Source organism: Streptomyces sp. ISL-43 (assembly GCF_018614195.1).
GTDB lineage: Bacteria > Actinomycetota > Actinomycetes > Streptomycetales > Streptomycetaceae > Streptomyces.
On record NZ_JAGGOT010000051.1, the window covers coordinates 58197 to 80972 of the forward strand.

The following is a 22776-nucleotide window of genomic DNA, read 5'->3' on the forward strand; positions in this document are numbered from 1 at the left end:
CGGGCGCTGTTGCGCCGGCCGTCACCTTGTCCGCGATGCCCTCGTCGTGTACAACCCCCCACTGAACACAGCCTGTTGCCTGCTCAGATCCCGTGTACAGGGACAAGGTATGCCCAAGGATGTTCGTTGATTGTGGTTTTGAGGAAATGCCGCAGACCTAAATTGCGGACGTTCCGTCAGGTCCGTTCGCTCAGCGTCCCGTCCGTCTCCTGGTGCAGCACGCCGGTGCGCGGACACTCCCACACGCCCGGCTCGCCCTCGCGCTCCACCAGGCGGACTCCGGCCCGGCCCACCCAGCCGATGCGGCGGGCCGGAACCCCCGCGACCAGTGCGAAGTCCGGCACGTCCCGGGAGACGACCGCGCCGGCCGCCACCAGTGCCCAGCGCCCCACGCGCACCCCCGCCACGCACACCGACCGGGCCCCGAGCGAGGCGCCCTCGGCCACCACGACCCCGGCCGCCTCCCAGTCGCCGCCGCGCTTCTGGCGTCCGTCGGGATCGACCGCCCGGGGGTAGAAGTCGTTGGTGAGCACCACGGCAGGGCCGATGAACACGCCGTCGCCGAGCACCGCCGGCTCGTACACGAGCGCGTAGTTCTGCAGCTTCACGTTGTCGCCGATCCGCACGCCGGGTCCGACGTACGCCCCGCGGCCCACGATGCAGTCCCGGCCGAGCCGCGCGTCCTCCCGTACCTGCGCCAGATCCCAGATCGTGGTCCCGTCCCCGAGTTCGGCCGTCTCGTCGACCTGGGAGGAGGGTTGAATGCGGACACTCACGGGGCGGTCCCCTTACGGCTCGCGAGGCGTTCGGATGCACGGCGTACTGACGTACGAAGGGAGCATATGCCCCACGGGCCGAGCCCACCCGGGAGATCAACCGACTGTCCATGAAGTGGACTTGAGAGATCCGGCGGTCCTCGGCGCTCCTCGGGGGCTCTCGGATGCCCGGATGTCGGCGTGCGGCCGGCTTAACGCCTCCCGATCGCTTCCTTAAGCGGAACCTAAGGCTCATGCATGCCGCCCCGAATCGATCAAATGTCCGTTTCGGGGCGGCTAGCGTACTGCCGCACCCCACCCCCCAGTCAGAGGCAGGAACGCGATGGGCAGCACGACCGGTCACCGGCGCAGGACGGGCAAGAAGGCGAAGGCCGTGGGCGCGGTCGCGGCGGCGGTGGTGATCGGCAGCGCCGCTCTGCTGTTCACCGGGACCGCGCAGGCCGCCGCCGTGGGAGCGGTGTACACCAAGTCCAGTTCCTGGAGCGGTGGTTACACCGGCAAGTACGTGATCACCAACAACACCGGGCAGACGCGGCAGGGGTGGACCCTGGAGTTCGACCTGCCCGTGGGTACGAAGATCGACTCCCTGTGGAACGGCATCCACACCGTCTCCGGGCGCCACGTCACCGTGAAGCCGGCCGAATGGAACGCGTCGCTCGCCGCCGGGGCTTCCGTCACCGTCGGCTTCGTGGCGAGCGGGCCCGCCGCCCCGGGCGCCCCGACGGGCTGCCGCATCGACGGGGCGAAGTGCTCGGCGGACCAGGGCACGACGCCCACGCCGGGCGGCCGCCCCACCACCGCTCCGACCCCGACGACGCCGACCTCGGCGAGCGCGAGCGCTCCGGCGCCGGGCACGCCCTCCGGGCAGCCGACCCGGACCCCGTCCCCGTCCGCACCCCCGACGCCACCTCCGGCGACCGGAACCCCGGCCGCCGGGGCGCGCTTCGCCCCGTACGTGGACACCTCCCTCTATCCCGCCTACGACCTCGCCGACACCGCGGCCAAGACCGGCGTGAAGGAGTTCCACCTCGCCTTCATCACCTCCGGCGGAGGCTGCGCCCCGCTGTGGGGCGGGGTCACCGACCTCGCGAGCGACAAGGTGGCCGCGCAGATCGGGGCCCTGCGGGCCGCGGGCGGGGACGTACGGGTCTCCTTCGGCGGCGCAGCCGGGCACGAACTGGCCCTGAACTGCGGATCCGTGAACGAGCTGGCCGCCGCGTACGGCAAGGTCGTCGACCAGTACCGGCTGACCAAGGTCGACTTCGACATCGAGGGCGCGGCCCTGCCCGACACCGCGGCCAACACCCGCCGCGCGCAGGCCATCGCCCTGCTGCAGAAGTCCCACCCGGGACTGGACGTGGCGTTCACCCTGCCCGTGATGCCGGAGGGCCTCACCCAGCCGGGCGTGGCGCTGCTGGCCGACGCGAAGAAGGCCGGCGTGCGGGTCGACGGCGTCAACATCATGGCGATGGACTACGGGCCCGCCTACAGCGGTGACATGGGGCAGTACGCGATCCAGGCCGCGACGGCCACGCAGGCACAGGTCAAGGCAGTGCTCGGACTGTCCGACGCGGCCGCCTGGAAGACGGTCGCCGTCACCCCGATGATCGGGGTCAACGACGTCGCGAGCGAGATCTTCACCGTCGCCGACGCGACCCGGCTCGTGGACTTCGCGCGGTCGAAGGGGATCGGCCGGCTGGCGATGTGGTCCGGGGCCCGCGACAAGCAGTGCCCGGCCGGAGCCGTCAACTACGCGGACGCGACGTGCAGTTCGATCCTCCAGCAGCCGCTCGCCTTCACGAAGGCGCTCGGCGCGCTCCGCTAGTGCCGGCCGGGCACGCGGAGGACGCGTGCCCGGCCGGCCGGTAGCGACCGCCGGCCGGGGGCCGGGTCCGGGATCAGTCCAGGGTCATGTGCAAGATGTGGTCGGGCCAGTCTCCTCCGTCCGGCTTGCAGGGCCACTGGATGACCTTGGCTCCGGCGCTGTGGCTGTTGCCGTCGACTCCGAGGCACTGGCCGCTGTTCAGGTTGACGAGGCGGTAGTCACCGCGCCCCGACCGGTCGACGAGCTTCCGGAAGTGGTCCTTCCACGGCCCGCACTCGAACTGGTTCGCCTGGACACCGGGCTGCTTGCTTGCCCCCGGTACCGCGAGGCACTGGTACCTGCCGTTGACGCTGAGGTTCTTGCTCACGACGCGTACGACGGGCCGGCCCTCGTACGTCCATGACTCGAACGTCCACCAGTGGTCGACCCCCACACGGGCGGGCAACCGGCCGGGACCGTCGGCCGCCGGCACGTGCCCGCTGGGCCGGTGACCAGGGTTCATTAGAGTGCCGGTATGACTCCGCAGCCCGCCGTTCCCGCCGTTCTCGCCACGACCGCCGTGGCCGTCGAGATCAAGAAGCCGGCTCCCGCCCACGTGGTGGCGGTCCTCGCCTTCGACGGCATGGCCCCCTTCGAGCTGGGCGTGGTGGTCGAGGTGTTCGGGCTCTCCCGCCCCGAGCTGGGGGACATCCCCTGGTACGAGCTGCGGGTCTGTTCGGCGGAGCCGGGGCGCGACCTGCGCGCGGTCGGCGGATTCACCCTCCGAGCCGAACACGGCCTCGACGTGCTCGCGGCCGCCGACACCGTGATCATTCCGGGAGTCTCCTCGGCGGGCGGTGCGATACCCCCGAAGCTCGTCGAGGCCCTGCTCGCGGCTCATGCCAGGGGCGCGCGCCTGGTCTCGATCTGTTCGGGGGCCTTCGCGCTCGCCGCGACCGGCCTGCTCGACGGCCGCCGCGCCACCACCCACTGGCGCTACGCCCGCACGCTCGCCGAGCGGCACCCCGGGATCGACGTCGACCCCGATGTCCTGTACGTCGACAACGGCGACGTGCTGACCAGCGCGGGCAGCGCCGCCGGCATCGACCTCTGCCTCTACCTGGTGCGCGGCGACCACGGCGCCGCCGTCGCGAACACCGTGGCCCGCCGCTTCGTCGTACCGCCCCACCGCGAGGGCGGGCAGGCCCAGTTCATCGAGGCGGCGGTCGGCGAGATGGGCCCCGACGCGGCGGACGACGGCATCACCCAGAGCATGACCTGGGCCATGCGGCGCCTGTACACCCCGCTCTCGGTACCCGCCCTGGCCCGCGAGGCCCGGATGTCCGAGCGGTCCTTCCTGCGTCATTTCACCCGTCGCAACGGCGTGAGCCCGATGCGCTGGGTCGTCTCCCAGCGGATCTCCGCGAGCCTCCCGCTGCTGGAGTCGGGCGAGGGCACGGTGGACGAGGTGGCCGCCGCCGTCGGTTTCGACTCGGCGGCGACGTTCCGCCACCACTTCACCCGGCAGATGCGCACGACGCCGACGTCGTACCGGAAGGCCTTCGTCAGGGTCGCCGCACGGCCGTGACGAACGCTTTCCGGGCGTTGACGGGCGTTGACGGGCATTGGCGGGCCCCGGCAGGCGTTGGCAGGCGTTGGCGGGATCTTGACGAACGGAGGCGTTCACGCCACTCGAAGCGTGCGGGCGCGGGACAGAGGATGGAGTCATCGCCGCAAGGGAAAACCACCCGGCCGGCGCTTCCGGCCCCGCACCACCCCACCCCGCACAAGGAGTACGCCGATGTCCGCCATCCTCGCGACCGCCCCCGCCGACACCCTCTCGACCGCCGCCTCCGCCGAGATCACCAGCGCCGTCCTGTCCGTCCCCGCCGCAGCCCCGGCCGACGCGGCCGCCCACTACGCCGCCCGGCTCGCCTTCGAGGCCGACGTCTCCGACGTCCGGGCCGACCTGCTCGCCGGTGTCCCGGGCATCGTCGTCATCGACTCCCGCAGCGTCGAATCCTGGGACCAGGGCCACATCCCCGGCGCGCTGCACATCCCGACGGCGCGGATCGCCGAGCTGGCACCGGCCCTGATCGACCCGGCCCTGACCGTGGTCACGTACTGCTGGGGCCCCGGCTGCAACGGCGCCACCCGCGCCGCACTCGCCTTCGCCCGCCTCGGCTACCAGGTGAAGGAGATGCTCGGCGGCTTCGAGTACTGGGTTCGCGAGGGCTTCGCCTACGAGACCGCCCAGGGCACCGACCAGCGCCGGGTCGACGACCTGACCGCGCCGCGCTCGGGCATCTCCTGCGCCTGCTGAATCCGCGGATGATGAGCCTCGGAGTTGCGGGTACGTCCGCGAAGCGCGGGCCCGCGTACGGCGACGGCGGCCTATCCGATGTCGACCACTCGGGCCCACGCGGGCGGCGAGTCCGGTACGTAGTCCGGGTCGTCCTCGTCCCACGAGTCGGCCGCCCGCCCCCGGGGGAAGAGGCCCACCACCGTCCGGCACGGTGGCCGGGTGTCCGGCCAGGGCGTCTGACCGTCGGTCAGGACCACGATGACGTCGGGGCGGGGCCCGGAGCGGAGCGCCTTGGTGAAGCCCGTGCGCAGGTCCGTACCCCCGCCACCCAGCAGGGGGATTCCCTCGGCGCGGCACAGCGGGTGCGCGATCCGGGCCGCCGCGTCGCACGGAACCACGGTGATCAGGTCCCGACGGCCGCCCACGGCACGGGAGATGGCGGCGACCTCGTGCAGCGCGCTGCCCAGTTCCGCGTCGCTGACCGACGCGGAAGTGTCGATGATCACGGAGACTCGGGGCGGCCGGCGCCGAAGGCTCGGCAGGACCACGCCGGGCAGCCCGGCCGAGCGCCGCGACGGCCGGCCGTAGGTGTAGTCCTCGCCCGCCCCCGAGCCCGACGTGGCCGCGCGCAGTGCCGCCCCCAGCAACTCCCGCCAGGGCTGCGGCGGGTGGAACGCCTCCTCCGCCCACCGCCGCCACCCCTTCGGGGCGTCGCCCGGCCGGCCGGTGATGCCCTGCGCCACCCGGAACCGGACCGCGTCACGTTCCTGCGCGCTGAGGCCGTACGCGCCCTCCGGTCCCAGGTCCCACTCGCGCTCCAGGCCGTCGGCGCCGCTGCCGCAGTCCAGCCAGGCCATGTGCTGCGTCTGCGGACCGAGCCCGAACATGCGCAGGTAGTCCTCCATGAGCAGCCCTTCGGGCAGCCCCACGGACTCCGGCGCCACGGCGCTTTCGGGCCGGACCAACCCGTGGCCGAACACGTCGTCGTTGATCTCGAAGTCGGCCGCGATGTTCATCCGCAGTCGTTGCCCCGGACCGTTCAGCCCGCGCGCCCGCGCGACCCGGTCACTGCGCCCGTGGTGGTCGCGCAGCAGGTGCGACACCTCGTGCACCCATACCGCGGCCAGTTCCTCCACCGGCGTCCGGTCCACGAACGCCGGGGACACGTAGCACCGCCAGTGCCGGTCGACGCCCATCGTCGGTACCCGCCGCGACTCCACGACGTGCAGGGCGAAGAGCGCCGTGGCCAAGTAGGGCCGGACCCGGACGGCGTGCAGGCGGGCGGCGAAGAGCTTGTCGAGGTCCAGCGCCCCCGTGTGCCCCGGCATCACCGTCCGCCCTGCGCGGAGGCCAGGGTCCGGGCCGCCGCCCGGTCGGCACGCCGGGACAGGGTCACGGCTCCGGCGAGCCGCTCGATCGACGCCGGCACGTCCCAGTCGTCGCGGCGCAGCGAGGCGAGCGTGGTCGCGGGGACGACCACCAGGTCGGGGGCTCCGGTCTCCATCGCCCGGACCAGGAGCGCCCACGCCGCATCCCAGCGGGATTTCTCCGGCCGTTCGCGGACCGCCGCCACCACACCGTCGAGCACGGCTTGGCGCAGGTCCCCCCGCTCGGGCAGTGCGGCGGCCGTCGGGTCGGCGAGGAGCAGCTCGGGATCCGGGAGGTCCATCCGGTCCAGGCAGGCCAGCAGCTCCAGTCCCGGACCGTCCCCTACGGTGCCCCTGACCAGCAGGGAAAGCACTTCGCGGGAGGAGCCGGCCGCGGTGGCGAAGGCGATCAGGCACAGCGCCATCTCCCAGCTCCGGGGCGACGGCCAGGGGCCGCCCCGACGGGCTTCACCACTGGGCAGCCGGTGGACGAGCTCGGGGCGGGCGGTGAGGAGCCCGCACACCGCGCGGCGGGCGAAGGCCACGGCCTCCGGCAGCCCCGTAGGGTCGAGCTGCGGCAGCGTCGCCCTGGGCCAGGTCCCGCCGAGGCCGCGTACGACGACACCGTGGTCGTGGGTCCATTGGAGGTGGACGAACCGGTTGGCCAGCGGAGGGCTGAGCTCCCAGCCGTCGGCCGCCGAGGAGCGCGGATTGGCGGCGGCGACGATCCGCACCTCGGGCGGCAGCCGCAGGGCGCCGATCCGCCGCTCCAGTACGAGGCGGAGCAGGGCGGCCTGGACGGCCGGCGGCGCGGTGGACAGCTCGTCCAGGAACAGCAGCCCCCGGCCGGCCCGCACGAGCCGCACCGCCCAGTCCGGCGGGGCCATCGGGACGCCCTGCTCCGCGGGATCGTCCCCGATGACGGGCAGGCCGGAGAAGTCGGACGGCTCGTGCACGCTGGCGATCACCGTGGTCAGGGGAAGGTCCAGGGAAGCGGCGAGCTGTGTCAGGGCCGCCGTCTTGCCGATGCCCGGCTCACCCCACAGGAGTACGGGCAGGTCCGCGGCCACGGCCAGGGTCAGGGCCTCCAGCTGTGTGTCCGGGCGGGGTTCGGTGGTCGCTTCGCGCAACAGGGCCAGCAACTCGCCGGAGACGTGGAGCCGGGCGGCGCCGGAGGTGTGGGCGGGGGACGGGTCGGAGGAGGTGCCGGTGGCGGCGAGGGGCGCGTGAAGAGTCATATGTGATCACCTGGGGGTTTCGTGGCACGCCGAACGGGCGTGGGGGAGGGCGGAGTTGCCGGGTAGCAGGAGGTGCCGGGTAGCAGGAGGTGCCGGGTCAGTGGCCGTGCGTGTGGCGCGGGTGCGAGCGGTGGTTGCGGGGACGTTCGGCGCCCGGGCGGATACGGCCCGGTCCGGGTCCGACCAGGCCCGCCCGGAACAGTCCGTAGGTGACCCGCCGCAGCGCGGCGTCCTCCAGCTCGTCCCGTAGCGGACCGTCGCGCAGCAGCGCTGCGGGGCCCAGCAGCTGTTCGACGAGGGCCAGCGCACCGGCGGTGTCGCCGTGGTCCAGGCGTTCGCGGACGCCGGCGAGGCAGTCGGGACGGCGGTGCGCCTCGTCGATGACCCGCAGGCAGGGAAGCGGAGTACCGGTCAGCGCGGCCAGCAGCTCCTCCCGCCGGATCTCGTCCGGGCCGTGGTCCAGCGGGACGAGCACCCCGTCGACCTGCCCGATGCGGTGCCGGGCTCCCCGGCACTCCACGAGGCGCGGTTGCCCGTCCCGGTCCGGGTGTCCGTCCGGCCCCGCCGGCGCATGGTCCGGTACGAGCGCGGAGGCGACGAGGGGGTGCAGCCGGTCGGGCTCGATCAGACCGGCGCGGAGCAGTTCCAGGTCGGGCGGTACCCAGGTCGCCGCGTAGGGCAGCACCGGCGGTGCGGCGCCGCCGCGGCCCGCGGACGGCGCCGTGATCCGCCATGCGGGCGGCCCGCTCACCTGTCCGGCCCGGTCGCCGTCCCGGTCCTCATCCCCGTCCCGGTCCCCGTCCGCGGACAGCACCAGGTCCAGCCGGTGCCGGGACCCGACCCGTACGGTGACGGTCCCGCCGGCCCGGCCCTCGGCGCGGAGCAGGATCCCCGCCTCGGCCCCCCACCGGTCGACGGCGCAGCCGCGCCCGAGGGGCACCATCCCCCGTGGATCGGGATCCGGGCTCGCCGCGGCACGGCCGTCGGCGGGCAGCCGGTCGGCCCCGGACCGGATCCGCAGTTCATCGCTCCCTCGGGCATCCCACAGGTGGCGGTGCAGGTCGAGGCGGAAGCGCCGGTCGGGACGGGGATGGGGATGCGGATGGAGGCCGGTGCCCGCCCTGGGGCGGGATCCGTCCCACAGCGCGAGGCTGATCCGCTGCCCGGCGTCCGCCCAAGCCGGCGGAGTCCGGGCCACGAGGTGCACCGGGTGCCCGCCGTCGGCCCCGGCGCCGTCGTACCGGGCGAGGGTGATGGTCAGCCCCGGGCGCAGCAGACCGTCCGGAGCGATCCTCGGCATGTGCCAGCGCAGCAGGTCGGGAGCGAGCCGGCGGAGATCGGCCCGGACGCGGGCCGCGAGTTCCAGGCCGTGGGTGCGCGCCACGGTACGGAGGTCGAGATCGACGTCGACGCGGGCGGCGGCGCAGGCCCCCGCCCAGTCCCCGGCGGAGCGGCGGGCGGTCGAAGTCTCGATCATGGACGGCGGCACGGCGAACTCGCGCACGCGCAGCCAGAGGAGAAGACGGGAGTCCCCGTTCGCGATCAAGGTGAGCATCAGCACTCACCTTGCGCGGACGGGACCCCCATTCCGTGAAGGCGGTAAGTAGTCATCGCCGAGACCGTATCGGGCCGGCGCTGGGGTCTGCCAGGTATTTTCTCGCTCACCACCGAAGCCGGCCGCGACGTCCCCGGCGGCCGCCGCCCGGCGCGGCCGCGGCGAAGCGTGCGGACACCGCGTCAGTAGCGGGTGCCCATGGCCGCGCGGACCTCCTCCAAGGTGGCCTCCGCGACCGCGTTGGCCCGCTCGTTGCCGGCCCGCACGAGCTTGCGTACGTAAGCCCTGTCCTCGGCGTACTGCGCGCGGCGCGAACGCAGCGGCGCCAAGCGGTCGTTGACCGCCTCGGTGACGGTCCGCTTCAGGGCCGCCGACCCGGCGTCGCCGATCTCCCGCGCGACCTCCTCCGGTTCCCGGTCCTGGCACAGCGCGGCGAGCAGGACCAGGCTGGACACCTCGGGCCGGCCGGCCGGGTCGTAGGTGATCCGGCGCACCGCGTCGGTCTTGGCGCCCTTGATCAGGCGCGCCGTCTCGTCCGCGGTGTCGGCCAACGCGATGGCATTGCCCCGGGACTTGCTCATCTTCGTCCCGTCGGTCCCCAGCAGCAGCGGGGCGGCGGACAGCAGTGCGTCGGGCTCCGGGAACACCGGACCCCCTTGCCCGTAGCGGTCGTTGAAGCGGCGGGCGACCGTGCGCGTGACCTCCAGGTGCGGCAGCTGGTCCTGTCCGACCGGCACGAGGTTCGCCTTGCAGAAGAGGATGTCGGCGGCCTGGTGCACGGGATAGGTGAACATCAGCCCGCTGACCGAGGCCTGCCGGGAGTGCGCGATCTCGTCCTTGACCGTCGGATTGCGGCGCAGCTCGGCGACCGAGACCAGGGACAGGAAGGGCAGCAGCAGCTGGTTCAGGGCGGGCAGCGCGCTGTGCGTGAAGATCGTGGAGCGCTCGGGGTCGATCCCCGCGGCCAGGTAGTCGAGGACAAGGTCCTCCACGTGCTCGGTCAGCCGCTGGGCCACGTCGCGGTCGGTGAGCACCTGGTAGTCCGCCACCACGACGTACGTGTCCACGCCCGCGTCCTGCAGCCGCACCCTGCCCTGGAGCGTCCCGAAGTAGTGGCCCAGGTGCAGCCGTCCGGTGGGCCGGTCCCCGGTCAGCACCCGGAAACGGCCGGGGGCCTCCTGGATCCGCAGCTCCAGCTCGGCGCTGCGCCGCTGCGCCATCGCCACATCGGCGTGCGTCTGGGTCTGGGTCTGCGCGGGGAGGGTATCGGGGGTCGTCATGTGCGGGTCTCCTGCCTGGAAGGGGGAGGACCGCCGCCCGGGGGCACCCGGGAGCACATGCGCCTCGGGCCGTCCGATCGACGGCCCGGTGGGTACGACTTGTCCGTGGCCGCTCCTACGGGGAGCGCCACCAGCACGGACGAGACGAAGCGGACATGCGTCGAGTCTAGCGGGCCCGGCCCGCCCAGGGCCGGGACTTTCGATCCTGAGCGGGTCCCGATGGTCCTCGAGGGCGGGGCAGGGCCGTCGGCGTGGCCCGCCGGGGCGTTCACCGCGGCGCGGAGAGGGCGGCGAGGTAGTCCGACAGGGCCGCCGCCGTGCCGGAGAGGGGGAACCGGGCGGCGAGGTACCCGTCCGGGCGTACGACGAAGCCGGTCGGGCCCTCGGGGCGGTAGAGCCGGGCGAACTCCCCGGCGGCGTCGAGGTATCCGGGAACGGCCGGGGTGTCGGGAGTGGCCGCCAGGTCGGGGCGGGCCGGCGCGGCCGGCGAAGTCGCCGTGGTCTCGCGGGCGAGGACGGCGAGCGTCTGCAGGGCGGGCCCGCGGGTCGGCCCGCCGGCGGTGCCCGCGGCACCGCCGCCCGCGGCCCGGGCCGCCTCGACGGCCCCGGCCGCCTCGGCCACGAGGGCGGTGCCGGCCGCGTACAGCAGCACCACGTGCGCCGTACGGCCGCGCAGGACGTCGAGGAGCCGCCACGGGTAGGCGGAGACGGACAGGGTCAATCCCGCGCAGTCCGGCGCGCGGTCGCCGGGCTGGGGCGCGAAAGGCGGCCCGTACGGGTCGGGCGCGAGCGGTCCGCCCCGGTAGCCGACGAGCAGTTGGGCCTCGCGGAGCCGCATGGTCATCGGGTCGTCGGGGTCGGCGTCCATGCCGTGCCTGGCGTGCCTGACGGTCCGGCCGACGACCTCCTCGCCGACCGGGCGGCGTTCGGCGTCGTAGCCGGCCAGCAGGGCGGGCCCGGCCTCTCCCCGGAGGACGAGGGCGAGCTTCCAGGCCAGGTTGCAGGCGTCCTGGATACCGGTGTTCATGCCCTGGGCGCCGGTGGGCGGGTGGATGTGGGCGGCATCGCCCGCGACGAAGACGCGCCCTTCGCAGTAGCGGTCGACGATGCGGTGGCTGATGCGGAAGACGGACGACCACCGCATCCGGGACAGGACGGTGGGCACGGGGGCGAGGCGGTCGGCGACGGCCTGGATGTGGGACAGCTCCGGGACGCGGCCGCCGGCCTCCAGCCCGTGGGCCACACCGTCGTCGGGTGCGGACGCCGGGTCCGGCGCCCGCGCGGAGAGCTCGGGCGACACCAGCATCGACATGCGGTAGCGGCCCTTGCCGGGCAGCGGGATGCAGACCAGCACGTCGTCGGGGGAACCGTCGACGCCCCGGCGGACGGACCGTACGGTGTATCCGGCCGGCAGGTCCCAGTCGGTCTCGACGTCGGCCAGCATGTACTCCTCGGCGAAGGCGTCGCCCTCGTAGGAGAGGCCCAGTCCCTTGCGCACGGCGCTGTGCGCTCCGTCGCAGCCGACCAGATAGCGGGCGCGCAGCTCCTCCTCGGCTCCGGAGGCGGTGAGCAGCCGTGCGGTGACGCCGTCCCGGTCCTGGGTGAACGACAGCAGTTCGGTGCCGCGTTCGATGGCGGTCCCCAGGGTGGCGACGTATTCCTCCAGGAGGCGCTCGGTCTCGTACTGGGGCAGTGCGGCGAACGAGTAGGGCACTTCGGGCGGCAGCGTGAGGTCGAGCCGCGCCTGCTCCCGGCCGTTGACGTAGAGCAGCTGCCCGCGCAGCGGAACGGCGGCCTCCAAGATGGTGCGGGCCAGGCCTATGCGGTCCCAGATCTCCAGGGTGCGCGGCTGGATGCCGACCGCCTTGGCGTAGGGAAGGCGGGCCGGCAGCCGGTCGACGAGACGGCACGGCACCGCGTGCCGGCGGAGCTCGGCGGCCGCGCTCAGCCCGACCGGACCGGCCCCCACGATCAGTACGTCGGTTGTGCGGGTGTGTGGCACAGGTGCCTCCCAGCGCCCGGCTCCGACTGGCCCCGTACTTCATGGTCGCCCGGAGGTGCGCGGGAGGCGACCCGGGACACCCGAACCCGGAAATAAATCGCTCCGTTTGTGAAAGAACGGTGAACCCGCTTGTGTCTCACTAAATCGAACCCCGGGTAGCGCATTCCAGATATGCCGTCGACCAATTTATTTGATCCCCGTACATCCTCCGATGTCCCGTATGTGCGACTTGCAGAACCGGGAGCCGATGATCATGATGGGCTTCGTAACGGCAGTGTGAATTAAAGGCTTCCTGAACGGCATTCCTGGGGGGAACATGCATGGTCGTCGATGTTCGTAAAATCGCTCGCGCCTATTTGTGCAGCGCCAATATGGAGATCGGGCCATCGGAACTCGGATTCGAGGCTTCCGAAATTCCGGAAGGCCTGGTCCGGAAGATAGCGAACCGTTTTCACGAACAAGCACACCGGCCCAACGACCCGGAGGTGCGCGCCCAGTACCTGCGGATGGCCGACGAGGCGCGGGCCCAGCTCTCCTGCATGACCGGCATGGGAGTGCGGGTCCGGATGTACCCGCACCCCGGGCAGCCCTACGGAACGGCCCGGGAGCTCTGCGAAGCCCTGGACTCGGGTGCGGACCTGTACGTCTACCCCACCGAGCACGGGCACGGCCCGGAGGGGTACGAGGACCCGGACAACCCGCTCCTGCTGCGGTCGAGCATCGGGATCGACGGCGTCCCGGCCCTGCACAACGACGTCCTGCGGGCCGCGCACGACTACTTCGGGCACTATCTGGTGCGGGCCCCGTTCAATCTCCGGGGCGAGCTCTCCGTGGCCTACGCGCACCTGCGGATGTTTTCCCCCGAGGTTCACGGCGCGGTCCTCAACGAGTTCGTCGGCCAGATCTCCTGGTTCTACTTCGGCCCGCACATCCTCCGGGAAGACGGTTCCGCTCCGCGTCGCGGCGACGAAGACTGGATCCATCCCGCAGAGCGCCCGTTCGCCGACCAGAAGGTCAATCTTATGCCTTCCGAATGGGTTGCCGAATTTCTTGAATGGGGCCGTGCGCAAAGCGCAGCACGCCATACCGTGAAACGTTGCGAGGAGTTGGTATGAGTCCGCGTCCGAGAATTCTCGACGGTGGCACGGCCACCGGTCTGCAAGCGGCCGGCATAGCCATCGCCGAACCCTGGCTCACCAGTGCGGCACTGCGGGACCGGGCCGGCACGGACGCCCTCGTGGGCGTGCACGCGGAGTTCCTGCGGACCGGCAGCGACATCCTCACCGCCAACACCTTCCGCACCAACACCAGGGCGCTGTCCCGCATGGGCGTCGCCGCGGCCGAGCATGCCGGCTACGTCCACCGGGCCGTGGACTGCGCGGTACGGGCCCGCCGGGAGGCCGGCGCCCCGCACGCCCTGGTCGCCGCGTCCGTCGCCCCCGTCGAGGACTGCTACACCCCCGCGCTCACCCCGGACCAGGACTCCCTGCGCCGCGAACACCGCTGGATGGCCGCGGTCCTGGCGGACTCGGAGGTCGACCTCGTGCTCGTCGAGACCCAGTGCACGCGCCGCGAGGCGGTCACCGCCGTCGAGGCCGCCGCCGAGCGCGGGCTGACGGCCTGGGTCAGCTTCGTCGTCACCGACGACGCGACGCTCCCCGGCGGCGACTCCCTCCGGGACGCGGCGCGGGCGTGCGTCGAGGCCGGCGCGAGCGCCGTGTCCGTCAACTGCCTGCCGCACGCGGCCGTTCCGCGCGCCGTGGAACTGCTCACCGGCCTCGGCGTGACCGTGGGCGTCTACCCGAACCTGGAGGACCGGGCGGCGCTCGACGAGTGGGAGCACAGCGCCCACGCGCTGCCCCCGGCACTGTCGCCCACCGCCTTCGCCGACCTGACGCACGGCTGGGCCGCGGAGTTCGGACTCGGCTTCGTCGGCGGCTGCTGCGGAACCGCGCCCGAGCACATCGCCGCCCTGGCCGCCAAGCACCTCGCGGGGGCGGCCTCGTGACATTCCTCGCGTGTGGTCCGGCGGATCACCTGGACTACGCTTCCCCAGGTGGGAAGGCCCTTGCCCAGGGGGAGCGGCGGGGTCGGGCATGCGTGAAAGCGGGAGGGACGGCGTGGTGACGCTCAGGGAGTACGGGTCCGTGGACGGCCTGTCCGAGGGGTACTGGAGCACCGCTCCCGAGGACCCGAGGACTTCGGCCGCGTGGCTCACGGCGAACCGGTGGCCCGAGGACGGCGTGCGCTTCCTGGAGGTCCCGGCCGCCGGCGCGGCCTGCGCGGTGCGCACCCAGGACGACCACGCCGGCTTCCCCCGGATGAACTGCACCGACATCGCGGCCGGTACGGGGCGGGAGGTGACGCAGCCGGAGGCCGAGCTCGAGAAGGCCCGCGCCGAGGGTCTGCGCCAGCTCAACGTGTGTGCCCTCGGGTACGGGCAGTCCGTCTTCCCCGTTCCCGTACCCGGGCCGGACGGCGCGCACGGTGCGGGCGGCGCGGGTTTCGACGCGGAAGCCCTGGTGACCGCTCTCCAGGAGCACGCGCGGGACGAGGGCCGGCTGCTCACCTTCCTCCACCTCGACGAGGCCGACCCGGTGCTGCCGGTCCTGCGCGCACGCGGCTGGCACGTGGGCGTCACCGACCGCTACTTCGGGATCGAGGACGTCGGCGAGGACGAGGGCGGCTACCTCGCCCGCTTCCCGGCGGACCGGCGCCGTCAGCTGCGCAAGGAGCTCGCCTCCCTCGACGCGGCCGGCGCCTCCGCCGAGATCCACCGGGGCGACACGGTGACCGACGAGGTCCAGCAGGAGGTCGCGCGGCTGGAGGCGTGCGCGGACGAGAAGCACGGCATCCCCGGCGACCCGGCCCGCCTGCTGCGCGTCAACGAACGGCTGCGCACCGCCTTCGGCCCCGGCTACGCCGTGGCGCTGGTCCGCGACCGCGACGGCCGGGCCGTCGCGAGCGCCACCCTGGTACTGGGCACCCGAGACGTCCTGCTGCGCATGGTGGGCCTCGGCCCGGGCAGCGAGGAGATCGGCGCGTACTTCCACGTCGCCTACCACCTGCCCATGCGGCTGGCCCGCGCCACGGGAGCCTCCCGGGTGCTGTTCGGCACCGGCAACGGGACTCCCAAACTGCGCAGGGGGGCCACGGCGAGGCCGCTGCTGAGCGCCGTACCGCCCGGGGCCGCCGCGCACGGAGCGCTGCTCCACCGTACGAACGGGGCCTTCACCGCCGGTCCCTGACCGCCGCAGCCCGCACCGCCGCGCAGGCCGCCGCCGCTTCGCGGATCCGCCCGCCCTCTTCGCCCTACCTCCCACGCCTGCCACGCCTGCCACGTCTGCCACGTCTGCCACGTCTGAAGGATTCGGATCGCCTTGAACACACGTCCCACCGTCCTCATCATCGGCATCGGACCGCTGCGTGAACGATTCTTCGCAGCGGCGGAGCGCAGGGGCGTCGACACGATCCTCGTGGACGAGACCGCTTACTCGCGCTACGACCGCCTGGCCACCGAGAACCACGCCTGGCGCCTGACGGACCACCAGGACCCGGGCCCCGACCTGCACCTGCTGGACTCGCTCGCCGGCCGGGTGGACGGCGTACTGGCCCTGACCGACTGGGGCACCCGGGTCGCCGCCCGGCTCGCCAAGGAGTGGGGCCTGCCCGGCGCCGGCCCGGCCGTCGCCCAGGACCTGGCCCACAAGGGCGACGTACGCCGGCGACTGGCCGGGACCGGGGCCGAACTGCCCTTCGTCCTGACCTCGGACGCCGAGGAGGCCGCCGAGCTCCTGCGTACGGCGCCGTCCGGCGAGGTCATAGTCAAGCCCGTGGACGGCGCGGCCAGCCTCGGCATCCGCCGGGTGTCCGACCCGGCGGAACTCGCCGCCGCGATCTCGGCCGTGATGAACACGACGGGCCGGCCGCAGGCCCTCGTCGAGCACTTCGTGCCCGGGCCCGAGGTGTCCCTGGAAGTCGTCGTCTCCGGCGGGCGCACCCTGTTCGTGGGAGTCACCGAGAAGACCTGCACCGCGCCGCCGTCGTTCGTGGAGACCCGGCACGTGATCGACCCGGCCGTCCAGGCCGAACTGGGCCCCTCGGCGACCGCCTTCGTCGAGAACGTGGTGGCCGCGCTGGACATCGACAGCGCCGTGCTGCACCTGGAGGCCAAGCGCGACGGAGACCGCTGGCACCTGATCGAGGCGGCCTTCCGCCCGGCAGGCGGGCTGATCAGCGACGTGCTGCTGCGGGCCACCGGGCTGGACCTGTACGACGCCGCGCTCTCGATCGCTCTCGGCGAGCAGGACCCCGCCCGCCCCAGGACCGACCGTGCGCCGCAGGTCGCGGCGGTGGAGTTCGTGGCGGCCACCGGCACCATCGCCGACGCCCCCACGATGGCGGGCGTCCGCGACGGCCTACCGCTCGTCTCGCACGCCGAGCGCCTGCTGCCCCCCGGTACGACCCTGAGCGCCGTCGACGCCAACTGGTGGCGGTCCGGCTACGTCCTGGGCAGCGGCCCGGACCGCGGCGAACTGCTCACGCAGCTCGCAGACGCCAACTCCCGGTTGCTCGACGTCCTCGGCCTGACCAAGGTGCCCGACGCGTGAGCGGGACCGAGCAGGGGCCGCTGCCCCGGCTCTTCGTGTGGGCGATGATCGTCGACGCGGTGGGCTCGGGGATGTTCATGCCGTTCGCGCTGCTGTACTTCGTCCGGGTCCAGGACCTGGGCGTCGGGACCGTCGGCACCGCGCTCACGGTGGCGAACCTGGCGCTGATCGCCGCGAGCGCACCCATGGGGCGCGTGGTGCAGACCTACGGCTCGATGCGCTCGCTCATCGTGGGCAACGCCGTGCGCACGCCGCTGTTCGTCCTCTACGCGGTGACCCTGCCCGCCCCCGCGGCGGTGTGCGCGCTGGTCCTGTCCGCCGTACTGGACAAGGTGGTCTGGGTCTCCCTCGGCGCCACCATCGCCGGGCTGGCGCGCGGACCCGAGGCCAGGCGTGCGTTCGGTACGGTCGGCTGGGCCCGGAACATCGGTCTGTGCCTGGGCTCCCTGGTCGGCGGCGTGCTGGCCTCGGCGCAGAGCGCGACCGGCCTGCGGGTGATCGTGCTGATCAACGCCGCCAGCTTCGCCGTCACCACACTCGTACTGCTGCGCCTGCGCGGCCAGGCGGGCGCGGCGGCCCCGGCCGCCCGCAAGGAGCAGGCGAAGGCCGACGGGGGTCTGCTGCAGGTCATGCGCCTGCCGGGCTTCGCGCTGCTGACAGCGGCCAAGACCTGTTTCACCGTGTGCGCCACCATCGTGTCGATGTTCACCGGCCTGTACCTCGTGGACCACGCCGGGCTGGACGGCTGGGCGGCGGGCACCGTGCTCGCCGTGAACGGCGGCCTTGTCGTGCTCTTCCAGCAGTCGCTGGTCAAACGCACCGCGGACCTCCCCGCCCCGCGGATGATGTTCCTCGGCGGCGCCCTGTACGCCGCGGCCGGCCTCGGCTTCGCACTGGTCGCCCCCTTGCGGGACGACCTGCTGCCGGCGCTCACCGTGGCCGCCGCGCTGGTCGCGATGACCGTCTACACGCTCGGCGAGATCGTGATCGCCCCGGCCAGCGACGGCTACGCCTCGGACCTCGCGGAGCCGGGCACGGAGGCCACCTGCATGTCGGTCTACCAGTCGTCCTGGTCCGTGGCCTCGGTGGCCGTCCCGGTCGCCGGATCCTGGCTGCTGGTCGCCTCGGCCTCCGGATTCTGGATCGTCTTCACGGCCGTGGCCCTGCTGGGGACCCTCCTCAGCGCCCTCCTCGCCCGCACCCGGACGCGGGAGCCGGCCCTGACCTGACCGCCCCGCCCGACCAGCCCGCCCTGGCCGGTCCAGCAGTTCGCCGTACCCTCCCGGATCGGAACCACCGCACAGTGATACGTCGCCGCACCCTCCTGCTCGGTTCGGCCTGCGCGCTCACCCTCGCCGTGGCGGCCGTGGCCGCCGCCGACGCGTACGTGGAGGGCAAGGTCGAGCGGCGGGTCTCCGAGGCCCTCGCCTGCCGCCTGGACACCGACAAGGGCGTCGACGCCGAACTGGAGGGCACCCTCGCCGGCCTCGGCGCGCTCACCGGCACGGTCGGCACGGTCCGCGTCACCGCCGGGGGAGTGCACCACCAGGGCACCGACTTCGACTTCGTGGCGACGCTGCGCGGCGTCTCCACCGACGGGCGCATCGACGGCGGGAGCGCCACGGCGACCGTGGCCTACGGGCAGCTGGCGGCGAAGTCGGGCGACGAGGGCCAGGGCATGGAACTGGGCACCGACGGCAGCCGCCTCACCGTCACCGGGGGAGCGGGCGGCCTGCCCGTGACGGTGGTGGCGGACCTGTCCACCACCGCGAACAGCGTCACCATCACCCCCGCGACGGTCAGCCTGCTGGGACGCCAGGTGCCGGTGGAGACCCTCTCCGCGATTCCCGGCGCCGCCCGGATCGCCGGCAAGCTGGAGCCGCGGACCGTCGAGATCCCCGATCTGCCCGAAGGAGCCCGCCTGACCGGCGCCCACGCGGGCGCCGCAGGCCTCGTACTCGACTTCGCGCTCTCACCCGGGGCCGCCTCCTCCCGCACGGCCTCCGCATGCGGCACGGCCTGACGACGTCAGGCGGCGGGCCGTACGCCGCCGGGCGCCCGGCCGCCGCCGCGCCGCGGGCCGGTCAGGAGATTCCGTACCACTGGCTGCCCCAGCCGGTGTTGATCGTGCTCGTGGACTGCTCGGCGAGGTTCAGGGTGGCCGGCAGGGACTTCTGGCCGGTCAGGATCGTGCTGTAGCGCAGGCTCGGCGGAGCCAGGCCCGCGTTCACGGAGATGCCGGCGCCCGTGGCCTTGAGGGTGAGGGCGTTGGTGGCCCAGCTGCCGTTGAGGAGGAGGGCGACGAAGTAGGTGCCGGGGGCGGCGGTGAACGGCTTGGCGAGGGGCAGCGGCTTGGCCACCGGCTCGGTCATCAGCTGCGGGGAGACGTCGGCGGTGGCGGCGAGCAGGGTGCCGCTCGCGTCGTAGACGCCGAGGTAGCAGTGGTCGAGCTGGGCGTTCGCGTCGATCCCGGCCAGTCCCAGCCAGATGTCGGACCAGGTGATCCGGTCGCGCAGGACGATCCGTACCAGGGTCACACGTCCGCCGACCCCGGCGGCCGTCTGGGCGGTGACGTGCCCCGCGTCGTTGGGGTCGCCGGTCCAGGCCAGCAGGTTCTGGTCCTGCGGCCGCGGGCCCTCGTACCCCGATCCGCCGCCGGACGGGGGCGCCGCGGGGCCCGTCGAGGCGGAAGCGGCGGCGCTGCCTGCCTTGTCGTCCGGGCTCCCGCCGGAGCCGGAACAGCCGGCCAGGAGGAGCACCCCCGCGAGCACGGCGGCAAGAGCGGTCGGGGCGGCGGTGGTACGGGTGCGCATGGTCCCCCCATGAGGTGCGGGTGTGGCAAAAAGCCATGGTCACACGGGCATCTTCGGTACCCGGGGCCGGATGCCGGCTGGGGACGGATACCCGCTCGTGGCCGGACACGGGCTTCCGGCCATGCGGTTTTGCATAAACATGTGTCCAGGTGCATACTCTTCCCATGTCTAAGGTTCTCACCTCTCTGCCCGTCGGCGAGCACGTCGGCATCGCCTTCTCCGGCGGCCTCGACACCTCCGTCGCGGTCGCGTGGATGCGCGACAAGGGTGCCGTCCCCTGCACCTACACCGCCGACATCGGCCAGTACGACGAGCCCGACATCGCCTCGGTGCCCGGCCGTGCGAAGGCCTACGGCGCCGAGATCGCGCGCCTGGTCGACTGCCGGGCGGCGCTCGTCGAGGAGGGCCTGGCCGCGCTCGCCTGCGGCGCGTTCCACATCCGCTCCGGCGGCCGCGCCTACTTCAACACCACGCCGCTCGGCCGCGCCGTCACCGGCACGCTGCTGGTGCGCGCGATGCTCGAGGACGGCGTCCAGATCTGGGGCGACGGATCGACCTTCAAGGGCAACGACATCGAGCGGTTCTACCGCTACGGGCTGCTCGCCAACCCCCACCTGCGCATCTACAAGCCGTGGCTCGACGCCGACTTCGTCACCGAGCTCGGCGGCCGCAAGGAGATGTCGGAGTGGCTGGTCGCCCACGACCTGCCGTACCGCGACAGCACCGAGAAGGCGTACTCGACCGACGCCAACATCTGGGGCGCCACCCACGAGGCCAAGACGCTGGAGCACCTCGACACCGGCGTGGAGACCGTGGAACCCATCATGGGCGTGCGGTTCTGGGACCCCTCGGTCGAGATCGCCACCGAGGACGTGACCATCGGCTTCGAGCAGGGCCGCCCGGTGACGATCAACGGCAAGGAGTTCGCCTCCGCCGTCGACCTGGTGATGGAGGCGAACGCGATCGGCGGCCGCCACGGCCTGGGCATGTCGGACCAGATCGAGAACCGGATCATCGAGGCCAAGAGCCGCGGCATCTACGAGGCGCCCGGCCTGGCGCTGCTGCACGCCGCGTACGAGCGCCTCGTCAACGCGATCCACAACGAGGACACCCTCGCCCAGTACCACAACGAGGGGCGTCGCCTCGGCCGGCTGATGTACGAGGGCCGCTGGCTGGACCCGCAGGCGCTGATGGTCCGCGAGTCCCTGCAGCGCTGGGTCGGCTCGGCGGTCACCGGTGAAGTGACCCTTCGGCTGCGGCGCGGCGAGGACTACTCGATCCTCAACACCACGGGCCCCGCGTTCAGCTACCACCCGGACAAGCTGTCGATGGAGCGCACCGAGGACTCGGCCTTCGGCCCGGTGGACCGGATCGGCCAGCTCACCATGCGCAACCTCGACATCGCCGACTCGCGCGCCAGGCTCGAGCAGTACGCCGGCCTCGGCATCGTCGGCACCGCCCACCCCGAGCTGGTCGGCATCGGCCAGGCGCCCGGCACCGGCCTGATCGGCGCCATGCCCGAGGGCGGCGCCGAGGCCATCGCCTCCCGGGGCGAGGTCTCCGGCGACGACGAGCTGCTGGACCGCGCCGCGATGGAGTTCGGCACCGACTGACCGGCGCGGGCTCGACCGCCCGGCCCGGCGGGCCGGTGCACCCGCCCACGGTGCGCCGGCCCGTTTTCAGTGGCGGGAAAACGTTCAGTAGTGTGCCCGCCATGACAAAGATCAAAAATATGATGACGGCTGCCACCGCCCTCATACTCGGCTCGGTCGTGTGCGCCGCCGCGCCCGGTGCCGCGGCCGCCGAGGCCGTACCGCTCGTGACCACGGGCGCGCTCTTCAACGACCCGAGCGACCCGGCCAAGCAGGACGTGATCTTCGGTCACCTCTCGCACCTGATCGACGGCGCCGTGCCCGGCTCCGACATCGAGATCTCTTCGTACGTCTTCGGGTCCGACTGGCTCGTGGGACGGCTGAACGCGGCGCACCTGCGCGGGGTCAACGTCGAGGTGCTGCTCGACAGCGAGAGCCTCAAGCACTACGCGGGCGGTCCGTCCTACACGAAGCTCGCCGAAGGCCTCGCGGTCACGACCCAGACCTCCGGGAACTCGTGGGTTCGCGTCTGTGGTGACCGGCAGGCCTGCCTGGCCAAGGATCCGAACCCGGGCGACACCGCCTACAGCAACAACCACAACAAGTTCTACCTCTTCTCCCGCACCACGGGCAGCGCCTCCGGAACCGTCCCGGTGGACAACGTCGTCGTGCAGACGTCGATGAACCAGACCGCGTGGGACCGCCAGAAGGCGTGGAACGACGCCCTGACCGTGGCGGGCAACAAGGAGCTGTACGACGCCTACTCCGGCTACTTCGGCCGGCTGACCGCCGCCCAGGCCGATCCGGCCCTGCAGGTCTCCGACCTGTCGACGGAGTACCAGGCGGGCAAGGCCAAGGCCTACTTCTTCCCCCGGTCCGCCTCGGACCCGATCCTCAACATCCTGAACACGGTGGACAATCCGGTCGAGGGCAGCGCCGCCTGCTACGGCAACACGGACGGCTTCGGCACGGCCGACGGCCGTACGGTGATCCGGATCGCCATGCACCAGATCACCCGCGTCGAGGTGGCGAAGAAGCTGTGGGAGCTGGACGAGGCCGGCTGCTACGTCGACATCGTCTACCGCCAGCTCGACAACACCGGGACCGCGATCGCCGACCAGCTGGCCAAGCCCACCAAGTTCGGCGGGATCTCGCTGCACCAGCTGAACGACGACGCGCAGGGCGGCACCTCCACCCACTCCAAGTACCTCCTGATCGAGGGCACTTACAAGGGGCTGAAGAACCAGAAGATCGTCTTCACGGGTAGTCACCCCTATACGAACATGGGGCTGACGACCAACGACGAGGCGCTCCTGAAGTACGACGACGCCGACGTGCACGACGCCTACCGGGAGAACTTCCGCACGCAGCGGACGGCCGCGGACCAGTAGGCACGGGCGCGGTCGGGCCGCCCCCCGTCCGCGCCCCCCGTCC

Annotated in this window: 19 protein-coding genes; 11 read left to right on the plus strand and 8 right to left on the minus strand. The window is 72.8% G+C overall.

The window, feature by feature from the left end; all coding sequences use genetic code 11:
• Nucleotides 1-176 precede the first annotated feature (176 nt).
• Entirely contained in the window at nucleotides 177-776 is a 600-nt protein-coding gene (locus J7F03_RS27460) for an acyltransferase (protein WP_214954067.1), read from the minus strand.
• A 322-nt stretch (nucleotides 777-1098) separates the two neighbouring features.
• Between J7F03_RS27460 and J7F03_RS27465 the strand changes: the two genes are divergently transcribed.
• A complete protein-coding gene (locus J7F03_RS27465; protein ID WP_214954069.1) occupies nucleotides 1099-2601 on the plus strand; it encodes a cellulose binding domain-containing protein in 1503 nt (500 codons plus the stop codon).
• Nucleotides 2602-2674: 73 nt separating this feature from the next.
• Here the strand turns inward: J7F03_RS27465 and J7F03_RS27470 are convergent, their stop codons facing one another.
• Nucleotides 2675-3103: an RICIN domain-containing protein gene (locus J7F03_RS27470; RefSeq protein WP_214954071.1), complete on the minus strand. Its 429-nt coding sequence runs from the start codon at nucleotides 3101-3103 to the stop codon at nucleotides 2675-2677.
• A gap of 12 nt (nucleotides 3104-3115) precedes the next feature.
• On the opposite strand from J7F03_RS27470, the gene J7F03_RS27475 reads away from it, so the two are divergent.
• Nucleotides 3116-4168, plus strand: a complete 1053-nt coding sequence (locus tag J7F03_RS27475; RefSeq protein WP_214954073.1) for a helix-turn-helix domain-containing protein — start codon at nucleotides 3116-3118, stop codon at nucleotides 4166-4168.
• A 213-nt stretch (nucleotides 4169-4381) separates the two neighbouring features.
• The gene (locus J7F03_RS27480; RefSeq protein ID WP_214954076.1) at nucleotides 4382-4903 is read left to right on the plus strand and encodes a rhodanese-like domain-containing protein; all 522 of its coding nucleotides are present in this window, start codon (nucleotides 4382-4384) and stop codon (nucleotides 4901-4903) included.
• A 71-nt stretch (nucleotides 4904-4974) separates the two neighbouring features.
• On the opposite strand, the gene J7F03_RS27485 is transcribed toward J7F03_RS27480, so the two are convergent.
• The 5 genes from J7F03_RS27485 to J7F03_RS27505 all read right to left on the minus strand — a co-directional run bounded on the left by J7F03_RS27485 (nucleotide 4975) and on the right by J7F03_RS27505 (nucleotide 12327).
• Nucleotides 4975-6213 carry a VWA-like domain-containing protein gene (locus J7F03_RS27485; protein WP_214954078.1) on the minus strand — a complete coding sequence of 413 codons (1239 nt, stop codon included), beginning with the start codon at nucleotides 6211-6213 and terminating at the stop codon, nucleotides 4975-4977.
• Complete coding sequence (locus tag J7F03_RS27490) at nucleotides 6213-7490, minus strand: MoxR family ATPase (protein ID WP_251072572.1); 1278 nt, start codon at nucleotides 7488-7490, stop codon at nucleotides 6213-6215. The genes J7F03_RS27485 and J7F03_RS27490 overlap by 1 nt, the downstream gene beginning before the upstream one ends.
• A 97-nt stretch (nucleotides 7491-7587) precedes the next feature.
• Nucleotides 7588-9045 carry a hypothetical protein gene (locus tag J7F03_RS27495; RefSeq protein ID WP_214954080.1) on the minus strand — a complete coding sequence of 486 codons (1458 nt, stop codon included), beginning with the start codon at nucleotides 9043-9045 and terminating at the stop codon, nucleotides 7588-7590.
• 182 nt (nucleotides 9046-9227) lie between these two features.
• On the minus strand, nucleotides 9228-10325 hold the full coding sequence (trpS, locus tag J7F03_RS27500; protein WP_214954082.1) for a tryptophan--tRNA ligase: 1098 nt from the start codon (nucleotides 10323-10325) through the stop codon (nucleotides 9228-9230).
• 268 nt (nucleotides 10326-10593) lie between these two features.
• Nucleotides 10594-12327 (minus strand): FAD-dependent monooxygenase, encoded by a 1734-nt coding sequence (locus tag J7F03_RS27505; protein WP_214954085.1) that lies wholly within the window; start codon nucleotides 12325-12327, stop codon nucleotides 10594-10596.
• A gap of 320 nt (nucleotides 12328-12647) precedes the next feature.
• Between J7F03_RS27505 and J7F03_RS27510 the strand changes: the two genes are divergently transcribed.
• From J7F03_RS27510 to J7F03_RS27535, 6 genes are all read left to right on the plus strand, one after another.
• Complete coding sequence (locus J7F03_RS27510) at nucleotides 12648-13442, plus strand: hypothetical protein (protein ID WP_214954087.1); 795 nt, start codon at nucleotides 12648-12650, stop codon at nucleotides 13440-13442.
• Nucleotides 13439-14335, plus strand: a complete 897-nt coding sequence (locus J7F03_RS27515) for a homocysteine S-methyltransferase family protein (protein ID WP_214954089.1) — start codon at nucleotides 13439-13441, stop codon at nucleotides 14333-14335. The genes J7F03_RS27510 and J7F03_RS27515 overlap by 4 nt, the downstream gene beginning before the upstream one ends.
• Before the next feature lie 112 nt (nucleotides 14336-14447).
• A complete protein-coding gene (locus J7F03_RS27520) occupies nucleotides 14448-15575 on the plus strand; it encodes a peptidogalycan biosysnthesis protein (protein WP_214954091.1) in 1128 nt (375 codons plus the stop codon).
• A 132-nt stretch (nucleotides 15576-15707) separates the two neighbouring features.
• Nucleotides 15708-16937 carry an ATP-grasp domain-containing protein gene (locus J7F03_RS27525; RefSeq protein ID WP_214954093.1) on the plus strand — a complete coding sequence of 410 codons (1230 nt, stop codon included), beginning with the start codon at nucleotides 15708-15710 and terminating at the stop codon, nucleotides 16935-16937.
• Nucleotides 16934-18166, plus strand: coding sequence for an MFS transporter (locus tag J7F03_RS27530; RefSeq protein ID WP_214954095.1), 1233 nt, complete (start codon nucleotides 16934-16936; stop codon nucleotides 18164-18166). The genes J7F03_RS27525 and J7F03_RS27530 overlap by 4 nt, the downstream gene beginning before the upstream one ends.
• 74 nt (nucleotides 18167-18240) lie before the next feature.
• Nucleotides 18241-18960, plus strand: a complete 720-nt coding sequence (locus J7F03_RS27535) for an LmeA family phospholipid-binding protein (RefSeq protein WP_214954097.1) — start codon at nucleotides 18241-18243, stop codon at nucleotides 18958-18960.
• Nucleotides 18961-19021: 61 nt separating this feature from the next.
• Here J7F03_RS27535 and J7F03_RS27540 read toward each other — a convergent pair whose 3' ends face one another.
• A complete protein-coding gene (locus J7F03_RS27540; protein ID WP_214954099.1) occupies nucleotides 19022-19750 on the minus strand; it encodes a hypothetical protein in 729 nt (242 codons plus the stop codon).
• A 164-nt stretch (nucleotides 19751-19914) separates the two neighbouring features.
• On the opposite strand from J7F03_RS27540, the gene argG reads away from it, so the two are divergent.
• The gene (gene argG / locus J7F03_RS27545; protein WP_214954101.1) at nucleotides 19915-21363 is read left to right on the plus strand and encodes an argininosuccinate synthase; all 1449 of its coding nucleotides are present in this window, start codon (nucleotides 19915-19917) and stop codon (nucleotides 21361-21363) included.
• A gap of 101 nt (nucleotides 21364-21464) precedes the next feature.
• Nucleotides 21465-22733, plus strand: coding sequence for a phospholipase D-like domain-containing protein (locus J7F03_RS27550; protein WP_214954102.1), 1269 nt, complete (start codon nucleotides 21465-21467; stop codon nucleotides 22731-22733).
• Nucleotides 22734-22776: the final 43 nt, after the last annotated feature.

Coding starts and splice junctions, on each gene's coding strand:
- J7F03_RS27515 (WP_214954089.1), top strand. CDS start 13,439: ATGAGTCCGCGTCCGAGAATTCTCGACGGTGGCACGGCCACCGGTCTG.
- J7F03_RS27495 (WP_214954080.1), bottom strand. CDS start 9,045: ATGCTCACCTTGATCGCGAACGGGGACTCCCGTCTTCTCCTCTGGCTG.
- J7F03_RS27475 (WP_214954073.1), top strand. CDS start 3,116: ATGACTCCGCAGCCCGCCGTTCCCGCCGTTCTCGCCACGACCGCCGTG.
- trpS (WP_214954082.1), bottom strand. CDS start 10,325: ATGACGACCCCCGATACCCTCCCCGCGCAGACCCAGACCCAGACGCAC.
- J7F03_RS27550 (WP_214954102.1), top strand. CDS start 21,465: ATGACAAAGATCAAAAATATGATGACGGCTGCCACCGCCCTCATACTC.
- J7F03_RS27480 (WP_214954076.1), top strand. CDS start 4,382: ATGTCCGCCATCCTCGCGACCGCCCCCGCCGACACCCTCTCGACCGCC.
- argG (WP_214954101.1), top strand. CDS start 19,915: ATGTCTAAGGTTCTCACCTCTCTGCCCGTCGGCGAGCACGTCGGCATC.
- J7F03_RS27490 (WP_251072572.1), bottom strand. CDS start 7,490: ATGACTCTTCACGCGCCCCTCGCCGCCACCGGCACCTCCTCCGACCCG.
- J7F03_RS27540 (WP_214954099.1), bottom strand. CDS start 19,750: ATGCGCACCCGTACCACCGCCGCCCCGACCGCTCTTGCCGCCGTGCTC.
- J7F03_RS27510 (WP_214954087.1), top strand. CDS start 12,648: ATGGTCGTCGATGTTCGTAAAATCGCTCGCGCCTATTTGTGCAGCGCC.
- J7F03_RS27470 (WP_214954071.1), bottom strand. CDS start 3,103: ATGAACCCTGGTCACCGGCCCAGCGGGCACGTGCCGGCGGCCGACGGT.
- J7F03_RS27465 (WP_214954069.1), top strand. CDS start 1,099: ATGGGCAGCACGACCGGTCACCGGCGCAGGACGGGCAAGAAGGCGAAG.
- J7F03_RS27485 (WP_214954078.1), bottom strand. CDS start 6,213: ATGCCGGGGCACACGGGGGCGCTGGACCTCGACAAGCTCTTCGCCGCC.